Origin of the sequence: Salinivibrio sp. IB868 (assembly GCF_001995655.1) — a bacterium.
In the GTDB taxonomy this organism is placed as follows: domain Bacteria; phylum Pseudomonadota; class Gammaproteobacteria; order Enterobacterales; family Vibrionaceae; genus Salinivibrio; species Salinivibrio siamensis.
In genome coordinates, this window is the sequence record NZ_MUEW01000010.1 from 22,884 (window position 1) to 39,199 (window position 16,316).

At 49.8% G+C, this 16,316-nt stretch carries 11 protein-coding genes; 9 read left to right on the top strand and 2 right to left on the bottom strand.

From position 1 onward, the window contains the following. Positions 1 to 5: 5 nt before the first annotated feature. From dhbA to BZG20_RS11500, 3 genes are read left to right on the top strand one after another with little or no spacing between them, the layout of a single operon-like run. A complete protein-coding gene (gene dhbA / locus BZG20_RS11490) occupies positions 6 to 797 on the top strand; it encodes a 2,3-dihydro-2,3-dihydroxybenzoate dehydrogenase (RefSeq protein ID WP_241829532.1) in 792 nt (263 codons plus the stop codon). Positions 798 to 826: 29 nt separating this feature from the next. Continuing rightward, positions 827 to 7,345 carry a non-ribosomal peptide synthetase gene (locus tag BZG20_RS11495; protein WP_077579093.1) on the top strand — a complete coding sequence of 2,173 codons (6,519 nt, stop codon included), beginning with the start codon at positions 827 to 829 and terminating at the stop codon, positions 7,343 to 7,345. After that, positions 7,332 to 8,858: an amino acid adenylation domain-containing protein gene (locus BZG20_RS11500; RefSeq protein WP_108743438.1), complete on the top strand. Its 1,527-nt coding sequence runs from the start codon at positions 7,332 to 7,334 to the stop codon at positions 8,856 to 8,858. The genes BZG20_RS11495 and BZG20_RS11500 overlap by 14 nt, the downstream gene beginning before the upstream one ends. Before the next feature lie 58 nt (positions 8,859 to 8,916). On the opposite strand, the gene BZG20_RS11505 is transcribed toward BZG20_RS11500, so the two are convergent. Next, positions 8,917 to 9,849, bottom strand: a complete 933-nt coding sequence (locus BZG20_RS11505; RefSeq protein WP_241829533.1) for an iron-siderophore ABC transporter substrate-binding protein — start codon at positions 9,847 to 9,849, stop codon at positions 8,917 to 8,919. 154 nt (positions 9,850 to 10,003) lie between these two features. Here BZG20_RS11505 and BZG20_RS11510 point away from each other — a divergent pair, with 154 nt between their 5' ends. From BZG20_RS11510 to BZG20_RS11520, 3 genes are all read left to right on the top strand, one after another. Then, a complete protein-coding gene (locus BZG20_RS11510; protein WP_274532369.1) occupies positions 10,004 to 11,032 on the top strand; it encodes an iron ABC transporter permease in 1,029 nt (342 codons plus the stop codon). Between the two features lie 161 nt (positions 11,033 to 11,193). Then, positions 11,194 to 12,144: an iron ABC transporter permease gene (locus tag BZG20_RS11515; RefSeq protein WP_274534125.1), complete on the top strand. Its 951-nt coding sequence runs from the start codon at positions 11,194 to 11,196 to the stop codon at positions 12,142 to 12,144. Next, entirely contained in the window at positions 12,144 to 12,938 is a 795-nt protein-coding gene (locus BZG20_RS11520) for an ABC transporter ATP-binding protein (RefSeq protein ID WP_077579094.1), read from the top strand. Before BZG20_RS11515 ends, BZG20_RS11520 begins: the two co-directional genes overlap by 1 nt. Before the next feature lie 98 nt (positions 12,939 to 13,036). On the opposite strand, the gene BZG20_RS11525 is transcribed toward BZG20_RS11520, so the two are convergent. Beyond that, positions 13,037 to 14,116: a 3-deoxy-7-phosphoheptulonate synthase gene (locus BZG20_RS11525; protein WP_077579095.1), complete on the bottom strand. Its 1,080-nt coding sequence runs from the start codon at positions 14,114 to 14,116 to the stop codon at positions 13,037 to 13,039. A gap of 712 nt (positions 14,117 to 14,828) precedes the next feature. Here BZG20_RS11525 and BZG20_RS11530 point away from each other — a divergent pair. From BZG20_RS11530 to BZG20_RS11540, 3 genes are all read left to right on the top strand, one after another. Further along, positions 14,829 to 15,188: a hypothetical protein gene (locus BZG20_RS11530; RefSeq protein ID WP_077579096.1), complete on the top strand. Its 360-nt coding sequence runs from the start codon at positions 14,829 to 14,831 to the stop codon at positions 15,186 to 15,188. A gap of 120 nt (positions 15,189 to 15,308) precedes the next feature. Continuing rightward, the gene (locus BZG20_RS11535; RefSeq protein WP_077579097.1) at positions 15,309 to 15,728 is read left to right on the top strand and encodes a hypothetical protein; all 420 of its coding nucleotides are present in this window, start codon (positions 15,309 to 15,311) and stop codon (positions 15,726 to 15,728) included. Positions 15,729 to 15,789: 61 nt separating this feature from the next. Continuing rightward, positions 15,790 to 16,311 (top strand): GNAT family N-acetyltransferase, encoded by a 522-nt coding sequence (locus BZG20_RS11540; RefSeq protein ID WP_077579098.1) that lies wholly within the window; start codon positions 15,790 to 15,792, stop codon positions 16,309 to 16,311. Positions 16,312 to 16,316: the final 5 nt, after the last annotated feature.

A 16,316-nucleotide genomic window follows, 5' to 3' on the forward strand; every position in this document is an offset into this window, starting at 1 on the left:
AGGCCGTGAAGCAGCAAACAGCAGTGACCTCCAGTGGTCAATTTGACAGCAAAGTGGTTTGGGTTACGGGGGCGGCTCGTGGCATTGGCTACGCGGTAGCTATACATTTCCATCAACTGGGTGCTCAGGTGATTGGCTTGGATAAAGACTTTGGGGCTGGGGGCGACACGGGCGCAACGTACCCGTTTGCAACTTATCATGTGGATATTGCTCATCCAGACCAGGTTAAAGCGGTTGCTCAGCGCATCTTATCAGATGTACCGGTGATCGATGTGCTCGTCAATGTGGCGGGTACCTTACGCATGGGAAAAACCGAGGAACTGACCGAAGACGATTGGCATACCTGCCTTAATGTAAATGCTTCCGGTGCTTTTTACTTATTCCAACAGCTGATCCCTGTATTTAAGCAGCAACGTCATGGTGCCGTGGTGACGGTCAGCTCGAATGCCGCCCATGTTCCCCGTCAACATATGACAGCCTACTGTGCCTCTAAAGCCGCACTGAGCAGTCTAGCCAATTGTGTTGCGCTAGAGCTTGCCCCCTATGGGATACGCTGCAATCTGGTATCGCCGGGATCAACCGATACGCAGATGCAGCGCTCTCTGTGGCACAGCAAAGATGCCGAGCAGCGTACTATTGCGGGATTTCCTTCGCAATTCAAACTGGGTATCCCGCTAGGAAAGATAGCCCAACCTGAGGAAGTCGCGAACGTCGTCGTGTTCCTAGCATCAGATTTAGCCAGCCACGTGACAATGCAAGACATAGTGGTGGATGGCGGCGCAATTCTCAACGCGTGAAGACGACCCGTAGTGATATAGGAAAAACCATGACAGATATGATTTCATTTTTGGCGGATCTTGAGCGCAAAGGTATTCGGTTAGCACTGAATGAAAAAGGTCAGCTGGTTTCTCAGTGCAGCAAACAAGCGATGACGCCAGAAATCGGCCAGCAGATCCGTACTCATAAAGAAGCGATTATTCGGTGCTTACGCGCCCGTCAAGCGTATGAGCAGCCTATTCCGGTGCAAGACGATAAAACAGGACCGCTTTCATTTTCGCAGAGTGGTTTGTGGTTTATCGAGCAATATGAGGACAACTCGCACTTATATAATATGCCAGTGCATTTTCGCCTCACCGGTAAACTTGATGTTAATGCACTAGAATACGCGTTTGCTGCTTTGGTGGATAAACATGCCAGCTTGCGAACTCGATTTGTGCGTAATCGCCATGGAAAAGGCGAACAACATATAGATAACCAGACCGCGCTTACTGTGACGCATCATGATTTGTCCCACCTAGACAAAAAGTCGCGTGAAGAAGCCTTACTGACAAGGATCGAGGAAGACATATACCAGTCGTTTGATCTAGAGAAAGGCGCTTTGACTCGGGTCGAATTGATTCGACTGGATGAGGAAGAGCATTTGTTGATGCTCACCCAACATCACATCATTTCAGATGGCTGGTCAGTAAAAAACATGTTTGCCGATTTTAAGCAGGCTTTTTTGGCATACCAGAATAACCAGTTAGCACCGTTGAAACCGACTGCTGTCAACTACATCGATTACGCGCACTGGCTCAACTCTCCAGCCTTTCGCGATTATCACCAAGAATTTCGCCCGTTTTGGGTAGAGCGATTGAAAGGTATTCCTGAGGTTCATGCCTTGCCACTGGATAAACCGCGGCCTGCAAATCACAACAATGATGGCGCACTGGTATTTTCGACCATTTCTTTAGCTAAGTGGCAGCAATTTCAGCGGCTATGCCAACAAAATAGTTGTTCGTACTTTATCGGCCTACATGCGGTTTTCTCGCTATTAATGGCGCGCCTAGGTGGAGAAAAGGATGTCGTCATTGGAACACCTTTGGCGTACCGAGAACGCGCGGATATTGAAGATGTCGTGGGATTCTTTGTCAATACCATTGTGTTGAGGACACAGCTTGATGAAGATGCAACCTTTATCGATTACTTGCAATATTGCCGTGAGCAGGATTTGTCAGCGTTTGACCATCAGCTGTTTCGCTTTGAATCACTGAGTGAGGCCATTGGGGCTGATCGAACCACGGCACACAACCCTATTTTCCAGATTATGCTGGTTTATCAGGCAAAGGTCGACTTTAACGATTTGATCCCAGGGTGCGATGCGGTGGAAGAGCCGTCGCCAGTATTACCGGCTAAAACTGACCTGTCACTAAAAGTGACCGAGTTGGTAGATGGTGTCCGTCTCGAGTGGCTATACAGCAAAGGGATATTCGAACATCAGACGATTACCCGCTTCGCAGATATGTTTCTGCAGCTGTTAGACGGTATTCTCGCTGCTCCCGAAACAACAGTAACGGCCTTCCCGCTTGTGGAACAGGCGCACCAAGCCCAAATGGCAAGCGCCTTGGCTCGCTTACCAGCCCACATAGAGATGCCCACGTTGACGCATGAGCAAATCAGTCGCCATGCGTCAACGTGCCCGACTCGACTCGCGGTCACTGGGGTGGACGGTCACTTAAGTTATCAAGCGTTGGAAGAGGCAGCAAATCGTTTAGCCCACTACTTATTGGCACAATCCGCCCACCGCCAAGCGTCGGATGCTGAGACTAAAATAGGTGTTGTCGCCAGTCGAACAACCCAGTATGCGGTGTCGGTACTCGCTGTTTGGAAAGCGGGTATGAGCTATGTGCCGCTCGACCCAGCGTATCCAACCGCGCGACTACAGCACTTAGTTGATGATGCGCAGCTGTCGTTGATGATTGCGCCAGATGCGGATTTTTCGCAATCTCATCCGGCACTGACTGGTTGTGAAGTCATTGATCTCTCCGAACCATCCACTACAGAGAAACTCTCACTGGCCGTACCGACGTCGCCCTCACGCGCGGTCACGGAAAAGGACTTGGCCTATGTGATTTACACCTCGGGTTCAACAGGCCTGCCGAAAGGGGTAGAAGTCGAGCATGGCGCGTTTACGAACCTGCTAACCGACCATACCGCGCGATTAGCGCTGAATCACGATAGTGTGATGCTCAACCCAATGTCTTTGGCGTTTGATGCTGGAAACATGACTGCCATTCTCCCCCTGTTTGCGGGGGCCCATCTGGTGTTTGGTACGCCAGATGACACCTTGCTTGACCAGGCGGACTCATGTCGTGCAACACATATGATCAGCGCAACGGCACTGTTTGCCGCCATGGTTCCTCGGCCACTGCGTACACTTCATACCGTCGCGTTTGGCGGTGAAGCTTGTCCGGCCACATTGGTGAGTAGTTGGCAGGGCAACCTCCGCCTGCTCAATATGTATGGCCCGACAGAGTTCACTGTAACGGCATTGGTCAAAGAGCTTGAGCCTGGTGAGCCAGTGACCATCGGTCAACCTATCGATAATACACAAGCGCTGATCATAGACGAGCGAGGACAGCTTTGCCCCGTGGGGGTGGCAGGAGAGCTTTGTCTTGCTGGTCTGGGGTTGGCTCGGGGCTATCTGAACCAACCAGATTTAACCGCAAGTGCCTTTGTAACCCTAACCGTCGCGGGACAGCGTGTACGTTGCTACCGAACGGGTGATAAGGCGCGATGGCTTAACAACGGCGACGTCGAATATCTGGGTCGGTTAGATCAACAGATCAAACTGCGTGGTTATCGAATAGAGTTGGCTGAAATTGAGAGTCAACTGGCCAAAGTCGCACCGCAACTTAATCAGGTCAGGGTCATTCTTGCCGGAGAGGGTGCGCAGTGCCAATTGGTTGCTTACGCGACACCACAACATGTGTCATGCCCCGAGCATTCGGTTGATCAAACGGGTGTGGATGTTGGTCAAATTCTGTCTGAGGCGACCCGAATCTTGCCTGAATATATGGTACCAGCAGAGCTTATTATGCTGGATGAACTGCCGCTGACGGTGAACGGTAAGTTGGACGTCAGTCGATTGCCAGCACGCCAACGGATAACACAAGCATATGCGCAGCCAGAAACAGAGATGGAAGCCGACGTACTTACTGTGTGGCGAGATGTGCTGAATACGGATCTGGGTGTGGAAGATGATTTCTTCCGTTTGGGAGGCGATTCAATTTTGAGTATACAGCTCAATACTCGTCTTCGTGATGCAGGCTTTCCTTGCACCGTAAAAGATGTTTTTGAAGCGAAAACAGTTCGTAAACTGTGCCGTACTCTTACCGCACGCGCGGTGACCGAGCAGGCCGTTGATGCCGAACAGGGGCAACTATCTGGCGAGTTTGATTTGCACCCTATTCAGCACTGGTTTGATGCTCAGCCTTTTACTCGGCCAGCGCATTGGAACCAAGCGGTAGTTTTGGCTATTCCCAACATCGATACGGGTCGTCTCAACGAGATGATGTCAATGCTATTGGCACATCATGACGCACTGCGCCTACGGGTGACTGAAGAGGGAAAGACGCGTCGCCAGCGCTACCAAGCCTCTGTCACTGTGCCCGAGCTGAAAGAGCTGGATGCGTCCACCATGACTCAAGAGTCACTTTATGATGCGCTCACCACATTGCAGTCGCAGTTTGATCTGGTTAACGGCCCCATCATGGCTTGGGCTCGGATCCGTCACTTACCTGCCCAAGGAGAGCAGGAGCCGCAAACTGGTCTGTTTTTGGCATTCCATCATTGGGTCATTGATGCCGTCTCTTGGCGGATCATCGCTGATGATCTGAGGCGCTTATCACAAGGGTTGCCGTTGGCGGATAAAACCTCCAGCTATCGACAATGGGGAGAGGCGCTTCGAGACTATGCGAACCGTCACTCGGCACAGTTTGATTTTTGGTATCGTCAGCTGGATAACATCAGAAACGGTGAAGGCAGCACCTTGCCAGCGGTTCTTAACCAAGACCCAGATGGTCGTGTCGTTCCTAGCCAGGCGATGTTACAACTCGATCAAGCCAACACAGCGCGTTTGGTTGGTCCTGCAAATACTGCCTTTAATACCGAGGTGCGTGACTTGCTGTTATCGGCTTTGAGTATCACGCTTAATGAACTGGGCTGGGGAGAGCAAGCCACCGTGATGTTAGAGGGGCATGGCCGGGAAGAGATTGACGCGCAATTGGATGTCAGTCGCACCGTGGGGTGGTTCACTAGCACCTATCCATGCCGAGTTGCGGTGAGACCAACCTTGGCAGAAACCATCAAGCACGTTAAAGAAGCACTGCGTGAGGTGCCTGATAATGGGGTGGGGTTCAACGCCTTACGTTGCTTCCACCCTCAAGGTGAGCAGCTAACTTTCTCACCGATTGTCTTGAACTACTTGGGCCGTCAGACACAAAAGCACGATCAACCGGCTGAGCAATGGCGTCCTTTACCTATTGTGCCTGGACAGACCGCCTCACCGCTTAATCCTGGCGAAGAACTGCTCAGTTTGCATGGGGGGATCGATGATGGCCAGTTAACACTACGGCAGGTTGGCGTTTTAGATCAGACGCTTAGCGAGCAATTCATGGCAGCATTTAAAGCCAACCTGGTCAAGATCGTCCATGATTGTGAGCAGCACGCGACAATATATGGGCGTAGGTTTACCCCCTCGGATTACCCGCTTGTGAGCCTTGCTCAAGGCGAGCTAGATAGACTGAGCGAGCGCTTTGATATTGAAGCGTTGCTGCCCGCATCATCACTACAGCAAAGCATGTTTGTTCACCAGCGTCGTTGCCCAGACGATGAGGCATACCTGTTGCAGACGCCGATTCGGTATCGTCAACCGGTGGATAGGGTGCGGTATCAGCAGGCTTGGCAGGCCGTTGTCTCGGCGTTTCCAGCCCTACGGACCGTGATGAGTGGCCCTTACGGCGCTGATAATCAGTTGGTACAAGTGGTTCAGCGTCAGATAGCTATGCCATTCGAATGGGTCGAACTGGCTGATGAGGAAGATCCTGCCACTCAGATTGCGTCCTATTGCCAGCAAGACCGTCAACGTGGTATCGCGCTTGATGGCGATGCTTTAATGCGTGTGCGTTGCTTCCGGCTTGCCGATGATGATATTCAAGTTATCTTCAGTTGCCACCATGCTGTCATTGATGGTTGGAGCGGTCCGCGTTTGTTTTCAGCGTTGCATCAGGCCTACGAGGCACTGAGTGAGCCCAATAATGGCCTGCCATCGGCATTGTTGCCGGCAGATGAGGCCTATATAGCGCATGCAGAGTACGCTGCGAGTGCTCGTCCTGATGCGGCGGCGTTCTGGGCGAATAAAGCATTGACGACGGCCAAAGCCGACGATTTAACCCCGCTATTCGGTCCGGACTTTGCCTCTTTACCCATGCAGCGACAACCAGAAGTGGTTAGAACAGCACTCAATGAGCAAGAGCAGGCGGCATTGCAGCATTTTGCTCGTGAGGTCGGGGTAACCTACAGTACCGTGGCGCAATTTGCGTGGCACCGTCTCGTCGCACGTGAATGCGGGCTGCCAAGCGACAAGACAACGACGATTGTTGGCAATGTTGTACCGGGTCGCGATGCGCCTGTGACGGGAATTGCTAACAGTGTTGGATTATATATCAACACGTTACCCTTGATCGTCGATTGGCAGAGTCACCTAACATTGGCTGATCAATTGCGTGCGCTGCAAGATGAAGCGATGGCACTGAATCAGCATGCGACACAGTCGCTGATCGAGTTACACGCTGGACGTCGTCGTTTGTTTGACAGTGTCTTTGTTTATGAGAATTACCCACGAGCAGAGGTGGATGATCACCAAGCGCACATGGTTCCCGGAGCTAACCTGTATCCTGAGTTTGGCGTTGCGTTTGAAAAAGTCGAGGTACCGCTCAGTTTGGTCGTCAATGAAGTAGGAGGTCAGCTGTCGCTGCGTTTCGAGTTTGATGGCGCGCAGGTCGAGCCATCCCGTGCTCGTGATGTGTTGGACCAATGGCGGGCGTCACTATTAGAAGTGTTTACCGCCGATCCGCAATACACCTTGGAACTTGACCCCGCAGAAGCTTTGCCTGAGGTATCGGTCGATATAGCGTCTCAGACAAAGCGCGATCAGCAGCCAAAAGAAGGTGTGAAGTCTGATTGTGCACAAGGCAGTCAGTATTCATCGGAAGTGGCGCGTTTGGTCAGCGAGGTGTGGCAACAAAGTACTCACCTTTGTGTCACCCCTAAGAGCCCGCATTGGTATCAGCCTTTATGCGTGTTAGGGATAAGCTCACTGGCGGCGATTGGGTTGGTGCAACGGCTCAATTATGCGCTGAACATGCACGATGTATCAGCGATGGGTGTCGCACAGTCGATAACGTTAGCGTTTTTGTATCAGCATGCGACACCAGATGCAATTTGCCGAGCACTCAGTGTGGGTCGCGCACAACCGCCAAAGAGTGAGCAACCTGTGATGGAGGCGACCGATGCGGGCGAATAATCAATTCAGTGAAGAGACAACCTGTTTAGCACCGATGCTGGAGGCCGCCCTCATGGAGGCGGCTACCTCAGGCCTCATTGCCATTGACTTTGGCGACCAATCGATCCGCTATGATCAACTATTGGTGGCGGTCAGTCAGGTGCAGCAGCGGTTAAACCAGGCTGGATTGCAGCCTGGTGATCGCGTTGGCATACATTTAATGCGCTCGCCAACCCTGATAGCGACCTTATTGGCGTGTGTGTTTTCAGGTGTGGCCTTTGTGCCGCTCGACCCGCTGTTTCCTGCTGGGCGATTAAGAGAGATCGCCGATGAGGCGAAGTTAAGCGCGGTGATAGAGGCAAACAGCGATGGGGCAGCGCCAATTGCGTTTGACTGTCCTGTTATCACCTTGGGTCTTGTTGAGGAGTGTGTAGCAAACGAAAGTGGCCTGACGCCATTACACTTACCTTTACTGAGTCCGCAAACCACCGCCTATATTATGTTTACCTCTGGTTCAACCGGTAAGCCGAAAGGAGTGGTGATCAGCCACCAGGCAATGGCGACTTTTTTGTCTGCCGCTGTGACGCGACTCAACCTTGATGACAAGTGCCACTGGCTACTGATCACGACCATTGCGTTTGATATCTCGATATTGGAGATTTTTGCGCCTTTGTTGGTTGGTGGTCGCCTATGCCTCGCGAATAGTGAGGAGCACAAAGATCCCCATCTTGTCGCGACGATGTTAACACGTCATCCATCGTTAAATACGCTTCAAGCAACACCGACGTTTTGGCGAATGATGATCAATACTGGTTGGAGCGGAAAGGCAGGCCTAAGGGCATTGATAGGAGGGGAAGCATTAGATGCTGGATTAGCGGAACAGCTAATGGCGCGTTCGAGGATACTTTGGAACTGCTACGGTCCGACAGAAGCCACCGTGTGGTCAATGATGTCAGAAGTAAAAACCGCGCACCAGATCACCATTGGGTCTAGCCTAGTGGGATATGCCCATTGTGTGCTGGATGACGAGGGGCAGCCTGTCGATTTAGGGCATGAAGGGGAGCTATGTATCTCAGGTAATGCACTCAGCGATGGTTACTGGCAAAGGGATGACCTGACGGCGCGTCAGTTTATTACGCGCAATGATGGTCGGCGTTATTACCGTACCGGCGATATCGTTCGGCGGTTGGCGGATGACTGTTATCAATATATTGGCCGTCAGGATAGTCAGATTAAACTGCGTGGCTACCGGATTGAATTAGGAGAAATCGAAGCGCGTCTCCGCGAGTTAGATACGGTGCTTGATGCAGCGGTGAAACTAGAGGGAGAAGGTGAGAATCGTATTCTCGTTGGTTATATAGAGCAAGGAGAATGCGGCACCGCCTACACGCCGGAGATGACGCGTCTGCAATTGCGAAAAGCACTGTCCCCTCATTTACCCGGTTATATGATCCCCACTCGTTTTGTCTGGCTGGCGAGCTTGCCGAAAACGGCAAGTGGAAAGGTTGACCGCAAACAATTAACGGCGAGCTAACTCGGCTCACGACGGAAAAAACCGCCGAAAGGCGGTTTTTCAAACGGTAACACGACGTTTATTCGCTCAGTGGCTCAGCGTTGGGCTTATTGACCAGTTCAGCAATATCATCCATGACTTTAAGTGCAGCGAGTGGACCACCGACTGAAGTCCACAACGAACCATCAACCGGTGCAAAGCGACCTGCTTCAATGGCGCTAAGTTGGCGGAATGCTGGGGTGCTTTCTGCTTGTTTCATCGCGTCAACCGCGTCACCAGACGCGCTGAGTGTACCGATTACCATCCAATCACCATCTAGTACATCAAGTGCTTCCAAGCTCAGTGACATGGAATGGGTATGGCCTGGATCCTGCTGGTCGCTCGGGCGCTTCATGCCAACATCGGCGATCACCTGACTGGCAAAAGAATCCCGGAACATGTACGCCGGCCCTTTCGGATTCCAGCGCACGACACTGATGGTTTGCCCCAGTTTGTCGCCAATCGCCTGTTTTGTTTTTTTCACATGGGCGTGGTAGCGCGTCATAAAGGCCTCGGTTTCGGTTTGACGGTTTAGAATAGTCGCGGTGCGCTTAAATACCGTTTTCCAATTTTCACCGTAGTCAAATGTGACCACTGTTGGTGCAATTTCGCTTAGCAGCGCAATCACTTCAGGTCGATTGGGCGCGGTTAAGATTAAATCTGGCGCCAGTTCTAGAATGCTTTCTAAGTTTGGCCGAGACAGCCCACCGACGACCTGGATTTCATCGTCAATGACAGGTTTTAAATATCGAGGTAAAGACGACTGGCCGCGGCCATTGACCGTACCAATTGGGGTGAGGCCTAACGCGAGGGTGGTATCTAAGTCGATTTCGCTTAGCGTAATGATGCGTTTAGGCTGGGCAGGGATCGCAACACGCTCTCCATACGCATTCTCGACTGTACGGGTTTCGGCGGCACTGGCTTGGTTCACCATGCAGAACAGAGCGAGGGCCGTAAAAAGGCTTCTCAGCAAAATAATGCTCCTTATTATATGTCCAATGAAATGAATAAATTCTGGTGAATCTTACCTAATAAGGCGACTGATAACTATTTTTATTTAATTCTGTTATCAGAAAACGGGTGTTGATATCATGCCCGACATCGTTGTGATACAAGGAGTTGCAAGCGTGTCGAAATCTCACCTCGCCTGGTTAGGGGGCGGTGTTCTCAGTGTTTGTCTTTTTTCGATGATATCAATGTCGGTTGGGGCAGGGGAGTATGGTGCAGCAGACGCTTTTGCGTACTATTTGTCTGCAATCATCCCATCCTCTTCAATGCATCCGTCAGAACATATGACAATGGTGATGGACACCCTACGCTTGCCACGCACACTGTGCGCATTGTTGGTCGGTGTTAGCTTATCATTGGCGGCGTCATTACTCCAAAGCGCGACCCGTAACCCACTGGCAGAGCCAGGCTTGCTGGGTGTGAATGCCGGCGCAGTGCTAGGGTTGGTCACCGGCTTGACTTATTTTGGCGTCGAATCTGCATTGGGATATCTCGTCTGGTCTGGATTAGGCGCGTTGGCGGGCAATGTGTTGGTCTTACTTGTTAGCCAAGTGGTGGGGAAGTCCAGTCCACTCAAGCTGATTTTGGTCGGGGTCGCGATGAATGCCACCTTTGGAGGGGTATCCAATTACCTTTTACTGTCAAACCAAGTGGTCTTAGATCAGTTTCGGTTTTGGAACCTCGGCTCGCTGGCGGCTGCGGACATGACGGCGATGATGCTGATCTCTCCCTTTATGCTCGCTGCCATCGCGTTGACATTCTTACTGGCGCGTCAGCTCACCATGATGCAGCTTGGCGAGCAGCAGGCACAATCGCTTGGCATTAATACCTATTGGGTGCGAGTGGGGGTGTTACTGGCGTCTACTCTGTTTACCGCTTGCGCTATTTCTGTGGCTGGGCCGATCAGCTTTGTTGGTTTTCTAGCCGCTTATTGTGCCCGCATGGTCGAGCCCGTTCGCTTGTCTCTCCAGGTTATCTTCTCGGCGCTATTCGGTATTTGTTTTATCTTGATTGCCGATATCTTGGCGCGTTGGATCATTCAGCCTTATGAAATGCCAAGTGGCGTGTTGTTGGCAATGATAGGCGCGCCGGTGTTGATTGGTGTGGTTCGACGTGGCGGGTTTCGCGCATTGCTGGCCGTTAAGTAGGAGCAAGTAGTATGGAAAAAATGGTTACTCAGGCTCGGCAAATAGCGGACGATTCATCAAGCAATCAAACGCCGCGCCACATACCAAACGGAAAATGGCTATGGCAGTTTGGTCATTACACAATGCTTATCGAACGCCGAGCGTTGTGCATAAGCATACTAATGATGCTGATCCTTATAGTGATGAGTTTGCTGGCTGTAAGTATTGGCTCGGCCAAGCTGACGCCCTGGCTGGCGTTTAAATCCTTATTCGGCGAGTCGAGTCGCATGGCAGAAATCATGGTGTTTAACATTCGCCTGCCGCGTGTGGTTGCGGTGTTAGTTGCTGGCGCGGCGATGGGTTTGTCGGGGTGTATGATCCAAACCTTAGTGCGCAACCGGCTTGCAACCCCTGATATGGTCGGTGTCAATGAGGGGGCGACATTAGCCATCACGTTTTTTACCCTTTATATCACATTGGGAGCTTGGCCATGGTGGGCGGCTCCCTTGGGGGCAATGTTTGCTGCATTCATGTTGTATACATTGTGCCGACACCCTGGAGAGCAAGGATACCTGTTTGTGGTGATTGGTATTGGTGTTTCTGAGCTCATGCGGGCTGTGGGTGAGTTTCTGATGTCGACGGAGTCCATTGTGCATGTCAGCAGTGTATATTTTTGGACCATGGGAAACTTTGTGGGTCAGGGGTACAGTGTTAGCGTGCCGGTGGCGTGCCTATTACTATTATTGACCCCGGCCGTGATTTACTTTTCCCGACAGTTGGATGTGCTGCGGCTGGGTCTTCCTACTGCCCAGAGCCTGGGGGTAAACATCAGCCGTGTGCAGATAGCCATTCTACTGTTAGCGATTGTGACTGCCGCGTTGGGAACCGCAATTGGTGGTCCCGTGGTGTTTATCGCCATGGCAGCGCCTATTATTGCGACTTACCTACTTAAGGGGCGTGTCGTCCCACTTTGGACAGCAGCAATACTTGGCGCGCTGCTACTTTTGGTGAGCGATACATTGGTCAGGGTCTTAGCCGATCCCCACGAAGTCGCGACAGGGATCATGACCCGTATTCTAGGTGGCATCATGCTATTTGTGTTTTTACTGCGAGATAAAGGGCAGGCAGATTAATGACAGCATTATCGATGACAGGTGTCGGGTTTTCTTATGAGAAAAAAACGATCCTCAAAGATGTTTCATTCAACTTGAGTAAAGGCAAGTTGGTGGGAATTGTTGGCCCGAATGGGGGTGGCAAATCTACCTTGCTCAAGATGATGGCTAAGCACCTCGTGCCGCAGCAAGGCGTGATTACTCTGAACGGACAACCCTTGTCGGATTATTCGATGAAAGCGCTGGCCAAAGCGCTGGCATTTCTACCCCAGCAGCCGATCAGTCCGGCTGGGATCACGGTTGAACAGCTCGTGCAGTACGGGCGACATCCTCACCAAGGTTGGTTCAATCAATGGAGTGATGAAGACGCGACTCAAGTCAGCAACGCCATCGGTAAAATGAAATTGAATGGTTTGCTCACGCAACCCATGACAAGTTTATCGGGGGGGCAACGTCAACGGGCTTGGCTAGCAATGATTTTGGCGCAAAACACAGAGGTTATTCTGCTTGATGAGCCGACCAGCGCATTAGATATTGGCCATCAAATCGAAGTGATGGAGAGCATTCACCAAATGGTGGCGATGGGTAAAACCGTGGTGCTAGTTATCCATGACCTTGCGGCGGCGGCGCGTTACTGTGATGAACTGATCGCCATAGGTGATCAAGGTATTGTGGCGACAGGGCCAGTGACGGATGTGATCACTGAGCCGATGATCAACAAGCTCTACAATACCCAGGTGGATATTCTCAATGCGCCTTTCGATGATGCCCCGGTCATCGTCCCACGGCGTCAAGCCGCGTATAGCACTGATTAATTTATGTTTTCACGAGTAGATTGGCGAACAATGAAAGCCAGCTGTTGAAGCTGGCAGTGGTCAATCAAACGCGCGTTTGCGGTCGTACGGCTACGCCTCTAGCATGCGTTGGCGACTAAAGGATCCGAATGTCTTTGACGGCGAACATTAACGGCAGTGGCGAGCATGTCTAGCATGGTCTCAGTATCTTTCCAGCCGAGACAAGCATCTGTGATTGATTGCCCAAAGGTCATCTCTTTCGATATCTCTTGCCGACCTTCAACCAGGAAACTTTCCGCCATAATGGCGTTAATGCCATGATTTCCGTTGCTAATCTGACGACATAGCTCTTCGGCGACAAGCAGCTGGCGTTGGAATTGCTTCAGACTGTTGCCGTGACTACAGTCGATCATTAAGCCTGTATTTATTCCTTTGTCTTGCAGTTGTAGCAAAGCGTTACTGATATCTGTTTCGCTGTAATTGGGGGCTTTACCACCTCGTAAAATTAAATGACAGTCGGGGTTACCGGTGCTGTTCACCGCATAAAGCTGTCCATCTTGACCTGTCGCGGTGTAACGATGGGAGTGGTTGCTGGCAATAATGGCATCCATCGCCACACTAATATTTCCGTCAGTGCCATTTTTAAAACCGATTGGACAAGGGAGTCCAGAGCTTTGCTGACGATGGGGTTGAGATTCCGTCGTTCTCGCGCCAATGGCGCCCCAGCTCATTAAATCAGCGAGATAAGTAAAGCTGGTGGTATCGAGAAACTCCGTCGCAGTTGGTAGCCCCAGCGCATTGATATCAACCAGCAACGCTCTAGCTTGCTGAAGCCCCTTGCCGATTTTATCGCTGCCATCCAAATCGGGATCAAACAGCAATCCTTTCCAACCAACAGAGGTCCGTGGCTTTTCAAAGTAGGTTCGCATCACTACAACCAATTGATCCTGGTAGCGCTCGGCATAACGAGCCAGTAGCTTGGCGTACTCTAGCGCTGCCGCTGGATCATGAATTGAGCAAGGGCCGATAACGACCAACAAACGATCATCGCGACCATGTAAAACCTCTCTTATTGTACGTCGAGAGTGATCAATGTGTTCGCTTAGTGTGTCTGGGCAGGGGATGTCGGTTGCAAGTGCAGCCGGTTTAGGCAGTGCCTGCCACGAATGGGCGCGGATCACTGAAGGGTCAATAGCCATTATTTGTTCCTTGTTTGTCATCATGAGATGACACCACTCTTGTGCTTCAAAGCGCCATTACAGACTAATGGGTAAATAATCTATATTGTTATAATTATCATCAAGATATGCTCACCGCGCTCGCGGCCTCAAACAAGTGTTACTGATGAAATGATATCTATTCGCGTTTGATTATACACAAACTCATCAGCGATAAAAGAGCAAATATTTGCCTCAGCGATGTTGCTTTCCTACATTATCCTACAGCGCTGAAGTGCCCCTTTTCTTGGCAACTCTTCGCTCTAAAGCGAAAAATGCAATTCATAGCAGTCAGTCGGGGATTCAACCGCGAAGTGCAACACTCTCGTTTGCAGCTAATGATAATTTTGACATTTATTGTGAGGAGTGTGTTCCGTTTTGATGGTTTTTCTAGCAATGAATAGGCTGTGGTATTAGCCTTTTTATTTCTCTAGCGAAAGCAGGTGCGTGATAATTTTGATTCTAAGCCTCACTAGTATCAAGGCCTTCAGGGTATTTCACTAACTAGCACGCCTTTCATTTCTTTATATTTTAAGCTGTCTTTTATTGGTGTTGGCTCAGGTTCTCACGTTGACAGTATTTTTACTTGGAGGTATATTTCTATGCGCATAAATTCAGTGATTTATGCTTATAAATGAACGCTTCAGCCCAATGTCGTTTAATTTTTATAATACGTCTTTAGGATCTAAATAGAATGAACAAAAAAAGTCTGTGTGAAAAAGGGTGTTTTTTGTTGGTGGTGAGCCTGTTTGCTAACGCTTCATATGCGCAAGAATGGTTAGAGGGTGTTTATATCAATCAAGAAAAAGACTCTCTTGTGGAAGAGGTGGTCTTCTGCAAAGATGGTAAAGCATATGCAGGTATGTCACCTCGAAACTATGAAATGACGACTAAGAACGATGAAAGATTCGTTGTTCTGAAGTCAAATGGTGTGTTCACTTTTAAAGTATCTGATGACAGTAAAGAGTTGTTCCCTGTCGATAGTTTCACCAAAAACTGGTTTACAGAAAAAACACTTCTTCTAGATAGTGATCGAAAAGACACTTGTAGRTAGGAAAGGTTATCTTCCACGAGCCATACCAAAACATACAACCAGATCAAACACTTTGGTTAGACTGTTTTTACTTCTGATAACCTTTTCGACTAAATACTTTGCTTTATTATAGGAAATATAATGACTAATGAAATTACTGAGAGTCCGATTAAAGTGGTTCAGTTCTCGCGTAAGAATGTTATCGCGCAGGTAGTGATAGGTGGACTGATGATTGCTGCAGGTATAGCCTTAAATGTCTTTGTCGCAGCTTTGGGCGGTTTGTCATTTATCTTAATGTCAGTTGCCAATAATAGCATCGATCATTTAAGGTTTTATCAAGACCGTATGGAAATAAAGCTATTAGCTCTTCGCTCTAGAGATACAATTTTTAACAAAGATATATCGGATGTGCAAGTAGAGTCCAATGTTGTGATCTTGACCGTTAAAGAGGGCGAAAAGCAAAAGACAAAGAAAATCCCCTTAGGTTATTTTTCCGAAGAGGATAAAAAAGAAATAGTCGCTTACTGCGAAGGTATAAAAAATGATGCTTTACGGGGTTAATGCCTCTCGTGCACTTTGCTCGTCAACGACAGATATTATGCATTGTTAATAATGGTGAAACATGAAAATATGCCCAGAAATCGAAGTATCGAACGCGCAGCATGAGGCTATTCAAGCGCTTAGAAACAAGGCATTTCCTGACCATCAAGTTTCCCGTTCTTACCATAAGCAGCTTCTCCACATGCGGGCTTTGCAGTACCACGACAATCAACTGATTGGTTATATGGGGCTGGATTATAGGGTCGTGAATGTCGGTGGTGAGGTATACAAAGTGTTAGGCGTGAGTGATTTTTGCATCGACAGCGCTTGGCAAAGAAAAGGGATTGGCTCGGGTATGCTGGCGCAACTGGCTGACTATGCACGAGATAAAGATGTTGATTTCATTATTCTTATTTCTGATCTGCACGATTTTTATGTGGCCAATGGCTTTCAGCTCGTCGAGTCACATGCCTCTTGGCTACGCATTCATGAACATACAAATTATGGCGTTGCGGTCGAGTATGTTGATGAATTGTACGTTAAACCGATGAAAGATAAATCATGGCCTGCAGGGCATATGGATTGGCTTGGGTATATGTATTAATGCCA

Excerpts from the sequence above, each read along its gene's own strand:
- BZG20_RS11495 (WP_077579093.1), top strand. The coding sequence starts at position 827 with ATGACAGATATGATTTCATTTTTGGCGGATCTTGAGCGCAAAGGTATT.
- BZG20_RS11500 (WP_108743438.1), top strand. The coding sequence starts at position 7,332 with ATGCGGGCGAATAATCAATTCAGTGAAGAGACAACCTGTTTAGCACCG.
- BZG20_RS11515 (WP_274534125.1), top strand. The coding sequence starts at position 11,194 with ATGATGCTGATCCTTATAGTGATGAGTTTGCTGGCTGTAAGTATTGGC.
- BZG20_RS11520 (WP_077579094.1), top strand. The coding sequence starts at position 12,144 with ATGACAGCATTATCGATGACAGGTGTCGGGTTTTCTTATGAGAAAAAA.
- BZG20_RS11525 (WP_077579095.1), bottom strand. The coding sequence starts at position 14,116 with ATGGCTATTGACCCTTCAGTGATCCGCGCCCATTCGTGGCAGGCACTG.
- BZG20_RS11535 (WP_077579097.1), top strand. The coding sequence starts at position 15,309 with ATGACTAATGAAATTACTGAGAGTCCGATTAAAGTGGTTCAGTTCTCG.
- BZG20_RS11540 (WP_077579098.1), top strand. The coding sequence starts at position 15,790 with ATGAAAATATGCCCAGAAATCGAAGTATCGAACGCGCAGCATGAGGCT.